Genomic DNA, 20,889 nt, shown 5'->3' on the forward strand with positions numbered 1-20,889 from the left:
GAGCATTTATTATCATCACCAAGTTTTTGATTCTTATGTCTGTTAAAGTTTTACATGATTTTTCTCTTCCTTCTTTTCCTTATCTTTATAATTTGGTAAGCTAGAGAGGAACAACAGTGGAAAAGGAGCACAAAATGAAGAAATTGCGTTTTGGAATCGATATTGATGGAACAGTAACCAGCCCAGCTGCATTTGTTCCTTTTTTAAATGAAAGCTTTCAATTAAATATTACGCTAGAAGATGTTGTACAGTATGAATTTTACCCTCTTGTAAATGTATCTAATGAGGAATTTGACAAATGGTTTACCGAAAACGAGGCAAGAATTTATGCAGCCTCTCCTCTTGCAGAGGGTGCAAATATTGTTCTCCAAGAATGGGCTGAACAACATGAACTTATCTTTATTAGTGCTAGAGGCGAAGGAATGCTTGAATTGACAAAAGAATGGTTTCTTAATCAAGGTATCAGTTTTAACCATATCGAGTTAATTGGTTCCCATCATAAAATAGCGGCCGCCCAAAAAAATAAGGTTGATATTTTCTTTGAAGATAAGCATGATAATGCAGTGATGCTTCATGAAGAATTAGGGATACCAGTTATTCTTTTTGACACACCTTATAATCGGAAACCGATTCCTAACGGTGTTAAACGCGTAACTTCTTGGAGTGAAGCAAAAAAATGGGTAGATGAATGGGCTAAGTCTTCTGTTAAATAACTCCTTTATTCGTTGCAAGATACTATCTCTATAAAAAAACGAAGCGATATCTTATGATATGCTTCGTTTTTTTAATTTCTGCACTCTGGGCATTTCCCGTAAATCTCAAATTTATGACCAGATACATCGTATCCTTTCAAGCTTTCTGATAGCTCTTCCATTGGGCAAGTAATAATTTCTTTTGTTTTTCCACAATCTAAACAAATAAAATGATGATGGTGGTGCTGGTGCGAACAAGTAAAACGAAAATGCTTCTCTCCATTTAATTCCGTCATTTCAAAAATATCCAATTCTTCAAATAAGGATAAATTACGATAAATTGTATCAAAACTAAGACCCGGATAATCATCCTTTAGCGATTCCAGAACATCCTTAGCTGTTAAATATTTATTCTCATTAGAAAATAGTGCCAATATATCTTCTCTTTTATCGGTATGTTTATACCCTTTTTCCTTCAGAATATCAAGTGCAGTTTGTACATTCATTTCTCCACCTCATCTCTTACACTTTTTTAAAATAATTTCATTGAATAATGAGGAAGAAAAACATCATACTCTCTAAATATTCATTTCCCCAATATACAAATATAAATCTATAGTAATCATTACGATTTATTTACAATAAATGATTCAAAATCAGTATACAAGAACGATTGATTGTTGTAAAGATATCTCATCCAGATAAGTTTGCCAAAGAAATCAAAAAAAGTTAGCACATTTTTGTTATTCGCCACATATGTTAGAATGGGGAGTGATGACATGAAAATTTTTGAAAACATAATCAATCATAAAATTAACAACATAACCTCTACTGAATTATTGAAATACAGTAAGCAATTCAAAATTAAAATTACAAATGAAGAAGCAGTAAAGCTTGCTAATCATCTTAACGGCCGAAAGGTAAATATTTTTAAGCCTAATGAACGTGCACAATTAATTAGAGAGGTAGCTAAATTAACAAGTCCTGCGACAGCAAAAGAACTAAATGATTTATTTAATTTATTTGCCGAACAGTAATATCTACTTAATGGAAATAAAAAACGCTCAGATGAGCGTTTTTTTAACTTTCTAGGATTTCTTGCAATAAGTTTTCATTAAAGGTTTTATTTTTAATCATTTCAATTTCATGTTTATATGGCGCTTTTTTATTTGTTTTATCGATACCGACATACGGTGTTTCCAATATCTTTGGAACATCCGCTAACTCTGGATGATGAACAATTTTCATTAATGGATCAAAGCCAATTTGCCCGTACCCTATATTCTCATGTCTATCTTTTCTTGCACCAACGATATTTTTGCTATCATTAATATGCAATACCTTTAATTTATCTATTCCAACGATTCGATTGAATTCCTCTAAAACCCCATCGAAATCCTCGACAATATTGTAACCAGCATCATGAGTATGACATGTATCAAAGCATACAGATAATTTATCATTATGTGTAACGCCTTCCATAATCATCGCTAGTTCTTCAAATGTACGACCGCATTCAGAGCCCTTTCCAGCCATTGTTTCAAGAGCAATTTGTAAGTTTTCATTTCCTGTAAGTACTTCATTCAAGCCTTCAATAATCTTTTTAATCCCTACATCCGCACCAGCACCTACATGAGCACCGGGATGTAACACGATTTGTTTTGCTCCTAGCGCTTCTGTTCTTTCGATTTCACTGCGTAAGAAATTTACACCCAATTCAAAGGTTGCCGGGTTCGTAGTATTAGCAATATTAATAATGTACGGTGCATGTACAATAATATCGTCAATTCCATTTTGCTCCATATGAAGCTGTCCTGCAGCAATATTTAAATCTTCTATTTTCTTTCTTCTCGTATTTTGGGGTGCGCCTGTGTAGACCATAAAAGTATTTGCCCCATAGGAGGCTGCTTCTTCACTTGCGCCTAATAACATCTTTTTCCCGCTCATTGATACATGTGAACCTATTTTCAGCAATTCAATCTCTCCTCTTTCCCTATTTTCTTCTACTCTTAATACGCTTTTCTCTCTTTTTAATTGTTTCTACTTGCTGCTGCATTTTCTTCTTATAGCCCGGTTTCACTTTTTTCGGTTTTTTGACAAGAGATTTTGCCTTTAAATCAATTTCATCTACTTGTTTTTTGCGGTTTTTTCGACGATTGCGATCATCTAATTCAATCCACTCACCCTTTTTTAGATCCATATGCTTAAATTCAACGCCAAGTTTTTCTAATTGATTAAGCTTGTCCTCATCGGAAGGCTCATAAATCGTTAATGCTATACCTGAATAACCAGCTCTGGCCGTTCTACCAACACGGTGTACATAAAAATCTAAGTCTGACGGAAGCTCATAGTTGATAACATGACTGATTCCTTTAATATCTATTCCTCTTGCTGCTAGGTCTGTTGCCACAATATATTGAAACTCTAAATCAAGAATTTGTTTCATTACTTTTTTACGTTCACGAGGTGTTAAGCCACCATGAATTCTAGCAACTTTAAGACCTTTACTTGATAAACCATTTGCAACTTCATCACACATCTGTTTTGTATTCGTAAATACAATAGCAAGATAAGGATTAAAGCTTACTAATGCCTCATATACCGTTGTAATTTTATCTCGATGTCTAGAAGGAATTAACACATGTTCAATTTTTGCTGCCGTTAACTGCTTTGGCTCAATATGAATAAAGGTTGGATTTTCTAAATATTTCTTTAAGAAAGGTTTTAATTTCTCAGGTATTGTTGCTGAGAAAACAAACATACTTAAATCCTTAGGCATTTTTGCAGCAATTTGATCCACATCTTCAATAAAGCCCATATCTAGCATCAGATCTGCTTCATCGACAATAAGGATTTTTGCTGTATGCACAAATAATGCTTGCTCATTGACAAGATCATTAATTCTACCTGGCGTTCCAACAACAATTTGTGGCTGCGTTTTTAATTTTTCAATCGAACGTTGTTTATCCGTTCCCCCAATAAATAATCGCGAAGAAATCGGCTGATCAGAATGCTTCGTAATTTTCTGTATTTCTTGGTAAATTTGATTAGCCAATTCTCTGGTCGGCGCTGTAATAACTGCTTGCACTGCTTGCTTTTCCGGATTGACTTTTTCAATGATTGGCAAAACATAAGAATGCGTTTTGCCTGTTCCTGTTTGTGACTGACCAATGGCGCTTTCCCCTTTTAAGATAAGTGGAATGACCTTCTGCTGAATTTCTGTCGGTTCATAAAAACCTAATTCATCAATTGCATCTATAATAAATGGTTTTAATTCATATTGGTTAAATAGATTATTACTCATATAAAAACTCCTTATTAGCCAGATAAATGAGTGTGCACAGATTTGACATTTACCTATAGCTCTTTTGTCCATCATTTAATTATAATAAAAAATCGCTTAAAAGGCTATAACGTGCGCCCTTTTTATTTTTACCAATGTATTTTACTCTATTTCTAGCTTTTATCTTTCTTTTGCTAGCTATCCAGATTTTCTGTTAAAACCTAAACATATTAGTATCTGTTGCATATTCTATAAAGTAGTATAAGTGAAAGGAGGCGTTTTAAATATGATGCCACCAAGACAGCGTGGACCGTTTCAAGGACCGCCAATGGGCGGAAGAATGCCAGGAATGAGAGGTCCTTCAAATTTTCCTGGCGGACCGATGGGGAGAGGTGCAATGCCTAGCAGAGGAAATGGCGGAGGCGGAGGACTATTATCAAGATTACTTGGAGGAGGCAATAATGCTGCTGGGGCAGCTACGAATGCTGGAGCAAGAAGTGCCGCTTCTGGAGGCGGTGGATTGCTAAAAACGTTAACTAACCCTTCCTCCATTAATGGATTTTTGGCTAATTCTCAAAAATTCCTTAATACCGCAAGCCAAATCGGTCCCATGATTAACCAATATGGACCAATGGTGAAAAACATCCCTGCGATATGGAAAATGTATAGAGGACTAACAAGTTCAAATAAGGAGACAGAAGAGACAGAAGTAACGGAGCAAAAGACAAGTAAGGAAATAAATAAAAAAACTACTAGCAAACCACAAACTAAGAAAAAAATTAAAAATCCCGAAACAGATCATCATGATTTGGAAACAGAAACAGAATCATTACCAGAAAAAACTACTGGTGCCTCAAAACCAAAACTTTATGTATAAATTCGGCTGGCCATAACTAGCAAAACCATTCAGTATATTTGAATTGGATCGGTTTTTGCTTCAGTTGGTCAGTATTTTTTTATCCTTTTTTGGCTAACTTATTTTCCAGACACTTATGCTTTGTAAACCTCTCTTATGTTATATATAATAAACATGTTATATTATAAAGGAAATAATAGTATCTATAACTTAATATATTTGTTATATAGTAGGATCATGCAGGAGGAATCGGAGAATGAAAGTTATTAAAATTGCACCACGAGGTTATTGCTACGGTGTTGTTGATGCTATGGTAATTGCTCGAAATGCTGCTTTAGATAAAACATTACCTCGCCCCATCTACATTCTGGGGATGATTGTTCATAATAAACATGTAACAGATGCATTTGAAGAGGAAGGTATTATCACATTAGATGGAGAAAATAGAAAAGAAATATTAGATAAAGTTGATTCAGGAACAATCATTTTCACTGCCCATGGTGTATCACCAGAAGTCCGCAGAATAGCGAAAGAAAAAGGGTTAGTAACATTGGATGCAACCTGTCCAGATGTAACCAAAACTCATGATTTAATTAGCGAAAAGGTTAAAGAAGGTTATTACATCATTTATATAGGAAAAAAAGGCCATCCGGAACCAGAAGGAGCTGTTGGTGTCGCTCCACACGCCGTCTCACTAGTAGAGACACTTGAGGACCTTAGCGGCTTAGAAATTAACCATGAGAAAATCCTTGTAACAAACCAAACAACGATGAGTCAATGGGATGTAGCTGATTTAATGGAAAGCATTAAAGAAAAATTTCCACAAGCTGAATTTCATAAAGAAATCTGCTTAGCAACTCAAGTTAGACAAGAAGCTGTTGCTAAACAAGCAGGTGAAGCAGATGTATTAATTGTGGTTGGCGACCCTAAGAGCAATAACTCTAACCGATTAGCACAAGTTTCCGAAGAAATTGCCCATACTACTGCTTATCGCATAGCAGACATCTCAGAACTCAAGCTAGAATGGTTGAAAGGAGCGAGCAGTGTGGCAGTGACTGCTGGTGCATCCACTCCGACTCCTATTACGAAAGAGGTAATAAATTTTCTAGACCAATACGATCCAGAAGACGAGAAAACATGGCAATTTGAAAAGAAAGTTCCTTTAAATAAGATTTTGCCGAAAGTTAAGGCAAAATAATGTATAGAACAAGCGCTCTCTTCTTTAAATGGAGTGCTTGTTTTTATTTTGGTACATTCTCTCTTTATGAACGCTTGTTTTCTTCCTTCACTGGTAATTTCGGCGTTCACCCCCTTTTATGAACACCACTTTGCTCTCTTCCCTCTCCAATTTCGGCGTTCATTCCTTTCATGAACGCCATTTTGCTCTCTTCCCTCTCCGATTTCGGCGTTCATTCCTTTCATGAACGCCATTTTGCTCTCTTCCTCTTCGGTTTCGGTGTTCATCCCTTTCATGAATACCACTTTGCTCTTTTCTCTCTCTAACTTCGGCGTTCACCCCTTTCATGAACACCGCTTTACTCTTTTCTCTCTCCAATTTCGGCGTTCACCCCTTTCATGAACACCACTTTGCTCTCCTTCCCTCTCCGATTTCGGCGTTCATTCCTTTCATGAACGCCATTTTGCTCTCTTCCCTCTTCGGTTTCGGTGTTCACCCCTTTCACGAACACCGCTTTACTCTTTTCTCTCTCTAACTTCGGCGTTCAACTCCTTTTCAGCGTTCCCCCTTGAAAAACGCCCCTTGTATACTTTCTTTACAAGAAAAAAACAGACATTCCCTTGGTCTCCCTCCAAAAGTTTGTCCGCTTTTTACCTTGAATCTAGATTATACAAATGTAAAAGGATCGGTGTGAGTTAAGGAAGGGAAAATTTCCACATCATATCCTTTCTCATCACACATCCTCTTTAAAACTTTTGTTACACCATTCTTCATCACTTTTTCAACATTGTGTCCTGGATCAATAATATTTAGTCCCGCTGCTTGGGCATCATGGGCAACATGATAATACATATCCCCTGTAATATAGACATCTGCCCCTTTCATTAAAGCATGTGAATAATACTTATTGCCGTCTCCACCTAATACTGCTACTTTTTTAACTCGAGAATCTAAATTCCCCACTACACGTACTCCATTTACATCAAGGACTTTTTTGACATGGTCAGCAAATTCTCCCAGTGTTGTCTCTTCTACTCTTCCAATACGCCCTAATCCTAACTGCTCTCCTTTTATCTGTAAATCATAAATATCATAAGCCACTTCCTCATATGGATGTGCCTTTACCATTGCTCTTACTATTTTCTTTTCTTTCGAAGCAAGATAAACCGATTCTATCTTGACTTCTTCTACTTGCTCCAGCTTATTAACACTTCCTATATAGGGAACAGCTCCTTCCAATGGCTGAAATTCTCCAATTCCTTCCGTCGAAAAAACGCAGTGACTATAATTCCCTATTGATCCTGCGCCTGCATCGCCAATCGCCTTTTTCACTTGTTCTACATGTTCTTTCGGGACATATACTACTAATTTCTTTAATTTTTCTTCATAAGTAGGAACTAAAACTTCCGCATCCTGAATGCCTAGAGCGTCACTTAAAAGGTCATTTACCCCGCCTTTTGCAACATCAAGATTCGTATGAGCAGCATATACAGCAATATCATTCTTAATTAATTTATGCATTAATTTTCCTGCAGGATTGTCCATTGTTATTTTAGAAAGAGAGCGAAAAATAGGAGGATGGTGAGCAATGATTAAATCCACCTTTTTAGATATTGCTTCTTCGACTACCTCATCGAGAACGTCTAGAGCAATCATAACACGTTTTACTGGCCTACTTAAGTCTCCCACCTGCAGCCCGATTTTATCTCCTTCCATTGCATAAACTTTAGGGGAAAATTGTTCAAATAAAGATATTATTTCATAACCATTAATATTCTTCATTGTTTATCACCTCATCCACTAATTTTATCTTATTCTGTAGTTCGGTCCGTTTCTGCATATTTTCCACTGAGTCAGGTGCAGATTCTAACTGATCAAGAATTCTTTGCCAGTTCTTTTTTTCAAGCTTCCATTTTTTAACGAATGCTGCATCTTTTTCTTTCATTAAAAATGGTCCAAATAATAAGGCTCTTTCTTCGGATAAAGATGGAGATTCCCCTTTTTCCGCTACTAGAACCTCGTATATTTTCCCATCCTCTTCTAAAATTTCTTCTGCCACTAAAGTCCAGTTATTTTTTAATAGCCACTCGCGAATTGAAAATGCACTAATATTGGGCTGGAGGACTAATCTCTGCACAGATTGTAATTTATCTTTTCCATTTTCCAAAATGGATGTAATTAATGCCCCTCCCATTCCTGCAATGGTAATACAATCTACTTCATTTTCTCCAATTACTTCTAAACCATTTCCTTTGCGTACAGATATTTTCGAAGTTAAACCTTCTTGTTTTACTTGTTTAATCGCTGATTGATATGGTCCTTCCACCACCTCACCTGCAATGGCAGACTGAACCTCTTTTCTTTTTACCATATAACATGGCAAATAAGCATGGTCTGAACCAATATCCGCAAATTTTGAATTTCTAGGTATGTATTTAGCAACGGTTTCTAATCGTTTTGATAATCTATCTGTATTCATTATATCCCCCACATTTCAAGTTCTAGTTAAACATATACTTGGATACAACAAGTATGACTAATAAAGAGGCTCCAATATAAGCAGAAATCGTAAAATATAGCAGTTTATACCTTTTACCGCACATATACCAAAATAAACAATTAAGAAATAAAATGATATATAAAAATATTATTTCATTTACAAAAAAGTATAAAACAAATGCTACACTAAATAAAAGAAAAATAATAGCAGCAACAGTGGCTGGGATATCTACATTTAACTGTTTTTTATTATACAAAAAAATACCGACAAAACAAAAAATCAGAAAAATTAGTGAAATAGCCATTTGCAAAATAAAAGACAATTCAGTAAAATATAATAAAAATATAGTTATTGGGATGAAAGAAAAAAATAGTAAAGAAGAAAGTAAGAAACCCCTTCTTTTTTTACTAATTGTATTTTCCTCTACCCCATTACCTTCAGTATATAGGGTAAGTAAATAATCACAATAATGTTCTGGAAGCATTTTATTTTCTTTCCAATAAGCGATTTCCTTAACAATAATCGTTTTTCGCTGATCTTGCATTTTTAAGTATCACTTCCTGTAGTTTAAATTAAGTAAACCAAGAAAAAATAAAACCTTAAAAAAAAGAAATAGCCACTTCTTACAGGAAGTAAACTATTTCTTTATAGGATCGTACTTGAAGACCACTTAAACCTTTGGCAACTTATTCTAAGAAATCTTTTAATCGTTTGCTTCTGCTTGGGTGTCTTAACTTTCTTAATGCTTTTGCTTCAATTTGACGAATACGCTCACGTGTAACACCAAATACTTTACCAACTTCTTCTAGTGTACGTGTACGACCATCGTCTAGTCCAAAACGCAATCTTAACACATTTTCTTCTCTATCTGTTAGTGTATCTAATACATCTTCTAATTGCTCTTTAAGCAATTCATATGCAGCATGCTCTGAAGGAGATGTAGCATCTTGGTCCTCAATAAAATCGCCTAAATGGGAATCGTCTTCTTCACCAATCGGTGTTTCTAAGGAAACTGGTTCTTGAGCAATTTTTAATATCTCTCTTACCTTATCTGGTGATAAATCCATATCTTCTCCAATTTCTTCTGGAGATGGTTCGCGGCCAAGATCCTGTAGTAATTGACGTTGAACACGTATCAATTTATTAATGGTTTCCACCATATGAACAGGAATACGGATTGTTCTTGCCTGGTCGGCAATTGCACGCGTAATTGCTTGACGAATCCACCATGTTGCATACGTACTAAATTTAAATCCTTTTTCATAATCAAATTTTTCAACAGCTTTAATTAAGCCCATGTTACCTTCTTGGATTAAATCAAGGAATTGCATTCCACGGCCAACATAGCGTTTGGCAATACTTACAACTAAACGTAAATTAGCTTCTGCTAAACGACGTTTTGCTTCTTCGTCACCTTGTAAAATACGTTTTGCTAGGTTTATTTCTTCTTCTGCTGAAAGCAAATCAACTCTTCCGATTTCTTTCAAATACATACGAACTGGATCATTTATTTTTACACCTGGGGGAACACTTAAGTCATTTAAATCGAATTCTTCCTCCCCTTTAGCGAGTTCTTGGACATTTGGAGCTTCTTCTTCTCCATCACCAATTAATTCGACTCCCTGATCACCTAAAAATTCGTAAAACTCATCCATCTGGTGTGAATCTAATTCAAAACTAGATAATTTCTCCGCAATATCATCATATGCGAGCACACCTGTTTTCTTACCTACTTCTGTTAATTGTTCCTTTACCTGATCAAGGGTTAGTTCCGTTTCAATCTCTTTTGAACGGGCAGACTTTTCAGCCATATGTCCCCCTCCTTCCAAAAAATCAAGACAATAATATACCTATTTTAACGTTTTTTCTAATAATAGAACTTCCATGCCAATTTGTGCAGCTTTTATATAGTCATTTTGACGTTCTGCTTCTTTAAGCATTTGTTTTTTTTCCTTTATTTCAAGCAGTTTTTCATAATTAGTAACTTGTTTCATATAATCACTAATTTCTAATTCACTTACCTCTTCATTCACTTCCATCATTTCGATCTCGGCTACAATCCGCTGCAAATCTGGATCATCAATAAAATTCATAAATGAACTTGTATCAGTGCCTAGACCCTTTTCATAAAAAGCAAGGAGATAAGTAAAAATTGCTTGATGTTCATCAATATTAAATGCTCTTCCCTGTAATGAGCTTTGCACTTTGTAGGCAATATCCTCACTTTTAAACATATGTGCAAGCAGTCTTTTTTCTGCAGTATGATATGCGGGTAATAATCCGGCTGCTCTTTTTTTTACTGTATATTGTTTTACAGGAACAACCGTTTTTTCATCAACATATTCATTTGGACTTGATTGTTCCATCTGCATTTCCTGCTGCTTTAATGCCTCTAAAGATAGCGAAAATTCATCCGCCAATTGTCTTAAATAGAGGTCTTTTTCAACCGCCTTATCCAGTTTAGCAATTTCTCCTATTACTTCTTCTATATAGGCGAGTTTATCTCCTTCATTTTGAAGATTTTTCCCTCTTCGATAGTACAGCATTTTAAATCCCATAAAAGGAATACTTCCATGAAGAATTTCCTGCTGTAGTTTATCTTCCCCAAATTTGTTCACATAATCATCAGGGTCCATTCCATCTGGTAACATTACTACTTTAACAACACAATTAGCCTTAGTAAGAAGCTGTCCTGCACGAAAGGCCGCTTCTATCCCTGCTGAATCAGAATCATAACAAATCGTTATATTTCGCGCGTTTCTTTTTAGAATTGCGATATGCTCTTCCGTTAAGGACGTACCCATTGTCGCAACACTATTTTCCACTCCCGCTCTATTAGCAGCTATAACATCTGCAAACCCTTCAAATAAAACAGCTTGTTGTAGCTTCCTTATAATCGGCCTTGCTTTATGAAAATTGTAAAGTGTATTGCTTTTATTAAAAATTGGTGTTTCGGGACTGTTAAGATATTTGGGATTATTATCCCCTAATGCACGTCCCGAAAACGCAATTGTGTTACCATTTCGATCACTGATTGGGAAGATGATCCGATCGCGGAAACGATCAAAATATTTTTCATCCCTCTCACTTTTTACAATCAAACCAGCTTTTTCTAGTAGTGAAACATCGAATTTACGTTTCCCTAAAAACTTCACAGCTAAATCCCAAGAGTTTAATGTATAGCCTATTTGGAACTTTTCAATAATAGGTAATGTAAAGCCCCTATTAGTTAAATATTCCAATGCGTGCTGACCATCCTTTGTATTTACGAGCAAATGATGGTAGAATTTAGATAATAATTCATGTGCATCAATCATTTGCTGTAAATCATTGGGGATAGCTGGTTTTTTTTCCAATTCATTGATTTCAATTCCTAAATCAATGCTTGCTCTGTCTGCAAGACTTGTAGCTACTTCTACAAAAGAAGTGCCTTCTAAATCCATTAGAAAGGTAAATACATTTCCACCTGCATGACAGCCAAAGCAATGGAATATCTGCTTATCTGGCGATACAGTAAAAGAAGGTGTTTTTTCGCCGTGAAAAGGACAAAGACCGATGAAATTGCGCCCTTGTCTTGTAAGGGATACATGTTCTCCAATGATCTCTACAATATCAGTTGCCTGTTTAATTTCATTAAGTTTTTCTTCAGGAATGCGCGCCACCATTTTCTAACACATCTCCCTACTTATTGCCTACTTTAATGAATTATTCGACGTGTCCAGTCGAATCTCCTTCATTTTTCGACAAAATCCTTATAAAATTTCTTCTAAATTTTTGTCGATCCTCCTCTGTAAATGGTTTAGGCCCTTTTCCATATACCCCTTTTCGCCTTGCTTTAGCAGATAAATAACGCATATCTAATGCAGTATTTATCGTTTCTTCCTCATAGATTACTCCTCTAGGTGAAAGAACAGTAACTTGCTTTAGCAATAAAGTGGAGGCCAAGCCAATATCTTGAGTCACGACAATATCCTGTTTCTTGGTAGCATTCATAATAAATAAATCAACAGCTTCTTTATCACTATCCACATATTTCCATTTTTGTCCGTCATTCTCCCGCTTCATATGGGCGTAGGAAGCAACGAACTGTAATTCATAATGATAATAAGAAGCTATTTCGACAATATCTTCTTTTACAGGACAGGAATCAGCATCAACATAAATCATGTGTTTTCCTAATGTACTATTAATTCTACATCACTCCACATATTCCTTCTTCCTAAATTATTTTTTCACGAAAGAAGTAATGTCGAAAATTTTTTTATCCCTTCCCTTGACTTCTCACAATAAATAGTTTATTCGTAATAAGCCAAGTCTAAACCTAAAACATGATACTTTTTTATCACAATTTTTTATTATAGTATAAATCAGCTTGAAATTCCATCTTTTTTTATCTATAATTATTCCTTTTAGATCATACTAGAACAAAAAATAAAATATAAGGAACTTTTCTGTTGGATAATAAGTACAAAACAGCCATAATGAAAAACTTGATTCTACTTTGGAGAACCAAGTCTTTACCACTTATTTTTATAAGAAAAAACTAATTATCTGCATTATACTTGGAACGATAATATAAATTGTGTATAATATTTGCTGTTTCTTCCACTGCTTTATTCGTAACATCGATAACCGGGCAGCCGATGCGATTTACGATATCATCAAAATAGGTTAATTCTTCTTTTATTCTTTCAATTTGCGCATAGCTTGCTTGATCACTTAAACCCAGAGAAATGAGGCGCTCTTTTCTAATATTGTTTAATTTCGTCGGGCTTATTTTTAAGCCAAAGCATTTACTTGCTGGAACTTGAAAAAGTTCTTTTGGCGGATCAACCTCTGGCACGATTGGAACATTTGCCACTTTCACTCTTTTATGTGCCAAAAATTGCGATAAAGGTGTTTTGGATGTTCGTGATACACCAATTAAGATAATATCTGCCTTTTCTAACCCTCTTGGATCCCTGCCATCATCATATTTCACAGCAAATTCTATTGCTTCTACTTTTTTAAAATAATCTTCATCAAGTTTGCGGACAAGCCCTGGTTCATATAAAGGCGTCTTTCCCCATAAAACTTGGAATTGATCGATAATCGGACCAATTATATCACAGGCGTATACGCCTTCTTGGCGAGCCAATTCACTCATATAATTGCGAACTTCTGGTTTAACAAGCGTATAAGCAATCATCCCATGTTCCATTTTAGCTTGCATAACTACTTCATGTATATTCGATTTATCTTCCACAAACGGGAATCTTTTAATTAATACATTTACGTTATGTCCAGAAAATTGGCTAATTGCTGCTTTTGTTACTAGTTCAGCTGTTTCACCAACTGAATCAGATACAACATAGATAATTTGTCTTTCAGTCATTATGTTCCTCCACAATTCCTTTACGATTGTTAGACAAGTCTACAAACGCTCTAGTAATATTTGTTTTCGAAACTCTTCCGATTACAAGAAGACCATTTTCATTTTTTTCTACAACTGGAAGTGCATCTATTTCGTGATCCATTAACTTGCAGCCAACATCTACTAAAATCTCTTCTTTAAAGCAATATGTGACATTCGGCATTCTTGTCATAATAATCGCGACAGGCAAAGAGTTTAACTCTTGTTTACCAATGCTTGCTCGTAATAGATCTTTGCGGGAAACAACTCCAGTTAATGTGGAAGCTTCATCAATAACAAAAATAGTTCCAACATCTTCTGTGAACATAATGACAATGGCATCATAGACAGAGGAATTCTCGTGAACAACTACTGGATGTGAATAATAATCTTTCACAAGGATATTACGGATATTATCAATTACTAGCCGCTCTGAGTTCTTGCCTGTATAGAAGTAGCCTACACGTGGTCTTGCATCTAAAAATCCAGCCATTGTTAATATCGCTAAATCTGGTCGAAGTGTAGCTCTTGTTAAGTTTAATTTATCCGCAATATGCTCGCCCGTTATCGGCCCATTTTCTTTTACAATTTCAATAATTTTTTCTTGACGTTTATTCAGTTCGATTTCCTATTCACCACCTTCATTTAGGTAACGATATCTACTAACTATTATATACGAAATAGCCAGAATCAAAAGAAAAAGAATCTAAAGATAACTCTTTTGCTACAACCATATTTAACATTCAAGTACATATTCATTATGCCTAATCATAACAAAAGGAAACTAGGTAGGGGAATCCCCTGCCTAGCTTTTTGTTAAACTATCTAGTTACTACTTCACAATTATTTCATTTACACTTGCGAAACCTTTAATATATGCAGCAATTTCCGCCATTAGATTTAGGCGATTTTCTTTAATCTTCTCATTATCAGCCATTACCATGGTGTGGTCAAAATATGCAGAGATTGCTTCTTGTAAAGAGAACAATAACTCAAAATACTCTTTTTCTTCCACTTTGGTATTAATTTTTTCTTTAACCGCTGTAAAACGATTATATAGATCACTTTCATATTCATTTTCAAACAAGCTAGAATCAACCGCTGAAACGGTTACTGCCTTATTAGAAATATTGATAATTCGACTTAATGCTTCTATCCCTTCCTTGAAATTAGCATCATCTTTGTGAAGTTCAAGAACTTTTGCCTTTCTTAAAACACTTGCAGCCCCACCAATTTTTTCTGCCAACACTGCATCAATCATATCATAGCGGATGCCCTGTTCTTGTAAAATATATTTCACACGTAATTTGAAGAATGACAGCACTGTATCAACTAATTCTTGCCCGGAAACTTTTGACACATTCTCTATTGCCTGTATCGCCAGTTCAACCAATTGCTCAATTGGAATATTCCAGTTTTTATCTATTAGGGTCTGAACAATTCCAGTTGCCTGTCTTCTTAATGCGTAAGGATCTTGTGAACCAGTTGGTACTAATCCAATACTAAAGAACGAAACAATTGTATCCAGTTTCTCTGCTAGCGCAAGTACTGCCCCCACATTACTTGGTGCTGTTTCGTCATCTGCATGACGCGGCATATAATGCTCATTAATAGCGTTCGCTACTGATGCCTTTTCTCCCTTTTGAATAGCATATCGTTCTCCCATTAATCCTTGCAGCTCGGGGAATTCATAAACCATATTTGTTACAAGGTCAAACTTAGCAATTTGCGCAGCTCTGTCGGCATCTTGTTTTTCTTCAGAAGTTAACTGTAATTCGTCGGCTAACTTAGAAGCAAGTAAGCGAACACGAGCTACTTTTTCTGCTAAAGTACCAATTTCTTCATGATATACGATTGCTTCTAGTTTTTTTAGAAGATCGTCTATCGCTAACTTTTGATCTTCTTTGTAGAAGAACGCTGCATCAGCAAGTCTAGCTCTTAATACTTTCTCATTTCCCCTTGCAACTTTGTCAAGATGTTGATGGTCCCCGTTCCGAACAGTTACAAAATAAGGCAACAACTTTCCTTCCTTAGACTTAACTGGGAAATAGCGTTGATGTTCTTTCATGCTTGTAATTAATACTTCGGTTGGTAACTCTAAATATGACTCATCAAAAGTACCATACAAAGCAGTTGGGTATTCAACTAAATTAGTAACTTCCTCTAATAAATCTTCATCAATTGGAATAATCCAATTGTTTTCTTCTTCTAATTTTTTTATTTGCGAAACGATAGCTTCTTTTCGTTCTGCTGCATTAACCATCACATATTGAGCCAACATTTTCTTCTCATAATCAGAAGGGTTTTGAAAGACGATTTCTCCACCTAAAAAACGATGACCACGTGACTGATTAGACGTTTCTACATTAGTAATAGAGAATGGAATAATTTCTTCTCCAAATAAGGCAATAAGCCATTTAATTGGACGAATATATCGTAATTCATTATTGGCCCAACGCATATTTTTCGGGAATGTTAAGCTTAGAATTAACTCTTTTAATTCTGATAATAATTCACTTGTCTGTTTCCCTTTAATAAATTTTTTTACATGAGCGTATTCCACACCATTTATCTCTTTAAAATAGATGTCTTCTACCGCTAAGCCTTGCCCTCTTGTGAATCCCGCAGCTGCTTTAGACCATTCACCAGCTTCGTTTAATGCAATACGTTTAGCAGGGCCTTTTGCTTCTTCTTCCATATCTTGCTGCGATTCATCTAAATCAGTAACAAGAAGGGCCAATCTGCGCGGGGAAGAAAAAGCCTGAACAGAAGCATAACCCAATTGTTTCTCCGCAAGCCAAGCCTCCATTTTCTCTTTTAATGATTGGATACTAGCAGAGATAAAACGAGCTGGCATTTCTTCTAAACCAATTTCCAATAATAAGTCTCTTTTATTCATGACTTTTTCCCTCCTTACTTTTTAAAATTGGGAATCCTAATTTTTCTCTTTCTTCGTAGAAAGTTTTTGCCACTTTACGTGCTAAATTTCTGCATCTTCCAATATATCCAGTTCTTTCTGTAACAGAAATAGCCCCTTTAGCATCCAATAGGTTGAAAACGTGAGAGCATTTTAATACATAGTCATAGGCAGGGTGTACTAGCCCTTCGTCCATTTGTCTATGCGCCTCTTTTTCATAGATAGAGAATAGGTTAAACAGCATATCGGTATCAGACGTTTCAAATGTATATTTACTATGTTCAAATTCTGGTTGATAAAAAATATCTTTGATTGTGAACCCATCTGTCCACTCTAAATCAAAAACATTTTCTTTATCTTGAATATAGGAAGCCAATCGCTCAATTCCATATGTTATTTCAACCGATACTGGCTTACATTCAATACCGCCAACTTGTTGAAAATACGTAAATTGAGTAATTTCCATTCCATCAAGCCATACTTCCCATCCAAGACCTGCGCAGCCTAGAGAAGGATTTTCCCAGTTATCCTCTACAAAGCGAATATCATGCTCTAACGGATTAATCCCTAGTGCTCTTAGAGAATCTAAATATAATTCTTGAATATTGTCAGGAGAAGGCTTCATGATTACTTGAAATTGATGATGCTGATATAAACGGTTTGGATTTTCTCCATATCTTCCATCTGCCGGTCTTCTAGATGGCTCTACATAAGCCACATTCCACGGCTCAGGACCAATCGCTCTTAAAAAAGTATAAGGACTCATCGTCCCCGCACCTTTTTCTACATCATATGCCTGCATTAGGATACAACCATAGTCAGACCAATGTTTTTGCAATGTTAAAATCATGTTTTGAATATTCATTGCTTTCCTACACCTCCGAATTTATAAAACGTATATTCAGCATAGATTTATGTAGAGTATGTACTCGTAAGGAACACAAAAAACTCTCGTCCCTATGCCAAATATTTCTTGACATAGGGACGAGAGTTAACCCGCGGTTCCACCCTATTTGCTGTAAGATACAGCCACTTTCAAACGCAGTTGCTCCAAGAACGCCTTCCTTAACGCTCATGAACTTGGCTTCCACTATCCCAAGCTCGCTTTTCATGAGGTGAATTAAGTACTACTTTCTTTTCAATGCAACACTCTTATTTACATGAATAATAACGAAAAAAATATTAGTTGTCAACCTTGCTTTGATTTATTCTCGAAGAAGATTCACTCTTCATTCAATTACTTTTATGTAAAGGAATCCCCTAAGTTTTTCATTGATTGAATAAATTTTTTAGATTTCAAATACAACCCAGAATACTCTTCATAATAAGCATCAATAATCATACTTAGCTCTTTCTTAGTTGAATCTTTGACAGAGATACTACCTAGACGGGAAATATCCATATAATAAAAAATCCGAAGCAGCTTTACTGTAGCCTGCGAGATTTTATAATGATACGGGTCCTTGTCCAAGCATTGATGACAGATTAATCCACCTTCTCGGATAGAAAACGAAAAATGCCCCTCTGTCGCCCCGCAAAAAACACAGCGATCTAGTATTGGATATAATCCTAAGCTGTTTAACATTTTTAGTTCATAGATATTTACTAATATTTCCGGATCGTATTCTTCATTCATGTAATTTAACGTTTGATATAATAATTCAAAATGAAAAGGATTTGGCTTTTTTTCATCCGTACATTTATCTGTAAGCTCTACTATATAGCTAGCGTATGCAGTAAGAAAAATATCTTCTTTCAATGAACGCATACTCGATATAATATCCCCTTGCTGTAAAAGCCCTAATCCACTACTTCGCTGGACGAGAAAATATCCATAGACAAAAGGCTGGGTTACAGCAGAAAGCCTGCTGTTTGGCTTTTTTGCACCTCTAGCCATTACCCCAACCTTTCCCCATTCTCTTGTATACAACGTTACTATTTTATTGGATTCACCGTAATCGATGGATCTAATTACAATCCCTTCACACTTTTCGAGCATCACCATTCACCATCCCCTACTATAAGGACAGTAACTATGAAATGGGATAATCAAGTTCCGCTAGTTCCTCTTCTTGCATTCCTGGTATTTCATGATTATGCTTTTCTAATTCTTTAAAGAGTAGATAAGTATCAATGTTACCTGTTTGGGAAAAAACTTTCCAGGTAAAGTCTAACATGTAAAACCCCACCTTTCGATTTTTAACTAGCTGTTTACAACCTTAATCTTATCATAGCCTGTCTTTATAAAATCATGAGACGAAAATATTGCTAATTGATTGCATGTATAATTTTCAAATAACCGAATGCCTTCTAGTTTAATCCGTTTTCCTATTGCTGCAATAAAGGGAACAACAGGATTCCATTTTTTCTTATGGCAGCCTTTAAAGCTGTTCCGTTCTAATTATTAATATTCGTCTTCTCTAAACCCAAAATCACGCAATTGTGTCATTTTATTGCGCCAATCTTTTTGTACTTTCACCCATAATTCCAAATAGACTTTATTTCCTAGAAGATTTTCAATATCCGTTCTTGCTCTTTTTCCGATTTCTTTCAGCATACTACCTTGTTTACCGATAATTATCCCTTTTTGAGAATCTCGTTCAACGATAATAGTGGCCATTACGTTAATGACATCGTTTGATTTTCTCTCCATCTTTTCAATTACTACTGCAAGGGAGTGAGGAATTTCCTCTCTTGTTAGGTGCAGTGCTTTTTCCCTTATTAACTCAGAAACAATAAAGCGTTCAGGATGGTCTGTCACTTGATCAGCTGGATAAAATTGCGGTCCTTCTGGTAAATACTTTTTGATTTGTGTTAATAATGTTTCGACATTATTTCCTTCTAGAGCAGAGATTGGGACAATTTCTTTAAATGGATACTTCTCTTTATATGATTCAATAATGGCAAATAATTGATCTGGGTGAATCGTATCAATTTTATTAATCACTAAAAATATTGGTGTTTTTACAGACTGAAATTTCTCAAGAATGAATTCTTCCCCTTTACCAAAGCCTTCTTCAGCGTTAACCATAAAAAGGATTAGATCCACTTCTTTCAGTGTATTTTGCGCTACCTTCATCATAAAATCGCCAAGTCTATGTTTCGGTTTATGAATTCCAGGTGTATCAATGAAAATAAGCTGTGCATCATCTGTTGTAAGTACACCTTGAACTTTATTTCTTGTAGTCTGTGGCTTGTCGCTCATAATCGCAATCTTTTGGCCTATTACACGGTTCAAAAAGGTTGATTTTCCAACATTAGGTCTTCCTATAATGGAGATAAATCCTGATTTGTGTTCTGTTTGATTATTAATGTTCATTTAAATCCTCCGGTGAAAATGCTCCTGGCAATAACTCTGCCACAGTTAATGTTTGTACGTCGCCTTTTAAATTCGTTAATATTACTTCCATGTCTTTTGGACAAAGTTCAGAAATTACTTGTCTGCAAGCACCACATGGAGAAACTGGTCCCTCTGTATCTGCCACAACAACAAGCTTCTTGAAAGTAGTATCACCTTCTGACACAGCTTTAAATAATGCCGTTCGTTCTGCACAATTCGTCATACTGTACGCTGCGTTTTCAATGTTACAACCGTGATAAACGATACCCTTTTCCGAAAGCAGAGCTGCTCCTACCTTAAATTTTGAATAAGGTACATACGCTTTATCACGTGCAAGTTTTGCTTCTTCCATTAGAAGTTCCTTTTTCATACAAATCCCTCTTTTCTTTAAGCAGCTTTTCATGCTATTTCAAGTTCACTTTTGGCTATATCACAAGCCGAAAAGGTTCTTGTTTAGCCAAATACTTTCCCCTTTAGCGCTAAGATTTATTTTAAAATAATTTTTCATTTTAGTGAGTATCTCTTTTTAGTAAGCCCTATTCTCGCCTTACACATTATTTTAAAGAATAAATGGAACGTTTTCAAACTTCAGTAACACTTAATATGATGTTAAATGTACTGTCTTAAAATTATATACTAATTTGGAAGCACAATAAAGAGAAAGAAGTAGGGAGTTATTAATGAACGTAGAAAACCCAAAAATAAAAAACTACCTTTTAAAAATTAAATCTT

Annotated in this window: 21 protein-coding genes; 4 read left to right on the forward strand and 17 right to left on the reverse strand. The window is 35.5% G+C overall.

Annotated features, from left to right (window positions below; all coding sequences use genetic code 11):
- Window positions 1-134 precede the first annotated feature (134 nt).
- Window positions 135-713 (forward strand): hypothetical protein, encoded by a 579-nt coding sequence (locus NSQ89_RS13325; RefSeq protein WP_341132771.1) that lies wholly within the window; start codon window positions 135-137, stop codon window positions 711-713.
- A gap of 71 nt (window positions 714-784) precedes the next feature.
- On the opposite strand, the gene NSQ89_RS13330 is transcribed toward NSQ89_RS13325, so the two are convergent.
- Entirely contained in the window at window positions 785-1,198 is a 414-nt protein-coding gene (locus tag NSQ89_RS13330) for a Fur family transcriptional regulator (protein WP_047941277.1), read from the reverse strand.
- A gap of 273 nt (window positions 1,199-1,471) precedes the next feature.
- Here NSQ89_RS13330 and NSQ89_RS13335 point away from each other — a divergent pair, with 273 nt between their 5' ends.
- Window positions 1,472-1,729 (forward strand): DUF2624 family protein, encoded by a 258-nt coding sequence (locus tag NSQ89_RS13335; RefSeq protein ID WP_016202998.1) that lies wholly within the window; start codon window positions 1,472-1,474, stop codon window positions 1,727-1,729.
- Between the two features lie 43 nt (window positions 1,730-1,772).
- Here the strand turns inward: NSQ89_RS13335 and NSQ89_RS13340 are convergent, their stop codons facing one another.
- Both NSQ89_RS13340 and NSQ89_RS13345 read right to left on the reverse strand, forming a co-directional pair.
- A complete protein-coding gene (locus NSQ89_RS13340) occupies window positions 1,773-2,666 on the reverse strand; it encodes a deoxyribonuclease IV (protein WP_095322364.1) in 894 nt (297 codons plus the stop codon).
- Window positions 2,667-2,685: 19 nt separating this feature from the next.
- Complete coding sequence (locus NSQ89_RS13345; protein WP_047941279.1) at window positions 2,686-3,996, reverse strand: DEAD/DEAH box helicase; 1,311 nt, start codon at window positions 3,994-3,996, stop codon at window positions 2,686-2,688.
- A 265-nt stretch (window positions 3,997-4,261) separates the two neighbouring features.
- On the opposite strand from NSQ89_RS13345, the gene vrrA reads away from it, so the two are divergent.
- Together vrrA and NSQ89_RS13355 are read left to right on the forward strand one after the other, a co-directional pair.
- Window positions 4,262-4,852: a VrrA/YqfQ family protein gene (vrrA, locus tag NSQ89_RS13350; RefSeq protein WP_053215612.1), complete on the forward strand. Its 591-nt coding sequence runs from the start codon at window positions 4,262-4,264 to the stop codon at window positions 4,850-4,852.
- A 235-nt stretch (window positions 4,853-5,087) separates the two neighbouring features.
- Window positions 5,088-6,029 (forward strand): 4-hydroxy-3-methylbut-2-enyl diphosphate reductase, encoded by a 942-nt coding sequence (locus NSQ89_RS13355; protein WP_047941280.1) that lies wholly within the window; start codon window positions 5,088-5,090, stop codon window positions 6,027-6,029.
- 645 nt (window positions 6,030-6,674) lie between these two features.
- On the opposite strand, the gene NSQ89_RS13360 is transcribed toward NSQ89_RS13355, so the two are convergent.
- The 14 genes from NSQ89_RS13360 to NSQ89_RS13425 form a co-directional block, all read right to left on the reverse strand.
- Complete coding sequence (locus NSQ89_RS13360; protein ID WP_095258977.1) at window positions 6,675-7,790, reverse strand: Nif3-like dinuclear metal center hexameric protein; 1,116 nt, start codon at window positions 7,788-7,790, stop codon at window positions 6,675-6,677.
- Window positions 7,777-8,487: a tRNA (adenine(22)-N(1))-methyltransferase gene (locus NSQ89_RS13365; protein ID WP_047941282.1), complete on the reverse strand. Its 711-nt coding sequence runs from the start codon at window positions 8,485-8,487 to the stop codon at window positions 7,777-7,779. Before NSQ89_RS13365 ends, NSQ89_RS13360 begins: the two co-directional genes overlap by 14 nt.
- 22 nt (window positions 8,488-8,509) lie before the next feature.
- Complete coding sequence (locus NSQ89_RS13370) at window positions 8,510-9,052, reverse strand: hypothetical protein (protein ID WP_047941283.1); 543 nt, start codon at window positions 9,050-9,052, stop codon at window positions 8,510-8,512.
- A gap of 142 nt (window positions 9,053-9,194) precedes the next feature.
- Complete coding sequence (gene rpoD / locus NSQ89_RS13375; protein WP_047941284.1) at window positions 9,195-10,319, reverse strand: RNA polymerase sigma factor RpoD; 1,125 nt, start codon at window positions 10,317-10,319, stop codon at window positions 9,195-9,197.
- 39 nt (window positions 10,320-10,358) lie between these two features.
- Window positions 10,359-12,173 (reverse strand): DNA primase, encoded by a 1,815-nt coding sequence (gene dnaG / locus NSQ89_RS13380; protein WP_172866551.1) that lies wholly within the window; start codon window positions 12,171-12,173, stop codon window positions 10,359-10,361.
- Between the two features lie 40 nt (window positions 12,174-12,213).
- A complete protein-coding gene (locus NSQ89_RS13385) occupies window positions 12,214-12,675 on the reverse strand; it encodes a YaiI/YqxD family protein (protein WP_082138269.1) in 462 nt (153 codons plus the stop codon).
- A 376-nt stretch (window positions 12,676-13,051) separates the two neighbouring features.
- Window positions 13,052-13,882, reverse strand: a complete 831-nt coding sequence (locus tag NSQ89_RS13390; RefSeq protein WP_047941286.1) for a pyruvate, water dikinase regulatory protein — start codon at window positions 13,880-13,882, stop codon at window positions 13,052-13,054.
- Complete coding sequence (locus tag NSQ89_RS13395) at window positions 13,875-14,525, reverse strand: helix-turn-helix transcriptional regulator (RefSeq protein WP_047941287.1); 651 nt, start codon at window positions 14,523-14,525, stop codon at window positions 13,875-13,877. The genes NSQ89_RS13390 and NSQ89_RS13395 overlap by 8 nt, the downstream gene beginning before the upstream one ends.
- A gap of 207 nt (window positions 14,526-14,732) precedes the next feature.
- Window positions 14,733-16,799, reverse strand: a complete 2,067-nt coding sequence (gene glyS / locus NSQ89_RS13400) for a glycine--tRNA ligase subunit beta (protein ID WP_341132772.1) — start codon at window positions 16,797-16,799, stop codon at window positions 14,733-14,735.
- Window positions 16,792-17,682 carry a glycine--tRNA ligase subunit alpha gene (gene glyQ, locus NSQ89_RS13405; protein ID WP_047941289.1) on the reverse strand — a complete coding sequence of 297 codons (891 nt, stop codon included), beginning with the start codon at window positions 17,680-17,682 and terminating at the stop codon, window positions 16,792-16,794. Before glyQ ends, glyS begins: the two co-directional genes overlap by 8 nt.
- A gap of 378 nt (window positions 17,683-18,060) precedes the next feature.
- Window positions 18,061-18,816 (reverse strand): DNA repair protein RecO, encoded by a 756-nt coding sequence (recO, locus tag NSQ89_RS13410; RefSeq protein WP_047941379.1) that lies wholly within the window; start codon window positions 18,814-18,816, stop codon window positions 18,061-18,063.
- Window positions 18,817-18,850: 34 nt separating this feature from the next.
- Window positions 18,851-18,994, reverse strand: a complete 144-nt coding sequence (locus tag NSQ89_RS13415) for a YqzL family protein (protein ID WP_082138270.1) — start codon at window positions 18,992-18,994, stop codon at window positions 18,851-18,853.
- A gap of 227 nt (window positions 18,995-19,221) precedes the next feature.
- Window positions 19,222-20,136 (reverse strand): GTPase Era, encoded by a 915-nt coding sequence (gene era, locus NSQ89_RS13420; RefSeq protein WP_217279781.1) that lies wholly within the window; start codon window positions 20,134-20,136, stop codon window positions 19,222-19,224.
- On the reverse strand, window positions 20,126-20,527 hold the full coding sequence (locus NSQ89_RS13425) for a cytidine deaminase (protein WP_047941291.1): 402 nt from the start codon (window positions 20,525-20,527) through the stop codon (window positions 20,126-20,128). Before NSQ89_RS13425 ends, era begins: the two co-directional genes overlap by 11 nt.
- Between the last annotated feature and the right edge of the window lie 362 nt (window positions 20,528-20,889).

The sequence above is a fragment of the Niallia sp. FSL R7-0648 genome (genome assembly GCF_038007005.1).
Taxonomy (GTDB): domain Bacteria; phylum Bacillota; class Bacilli; order Bacillales; family Cytobacillaceae; genus Niallia; species Niallia circulans.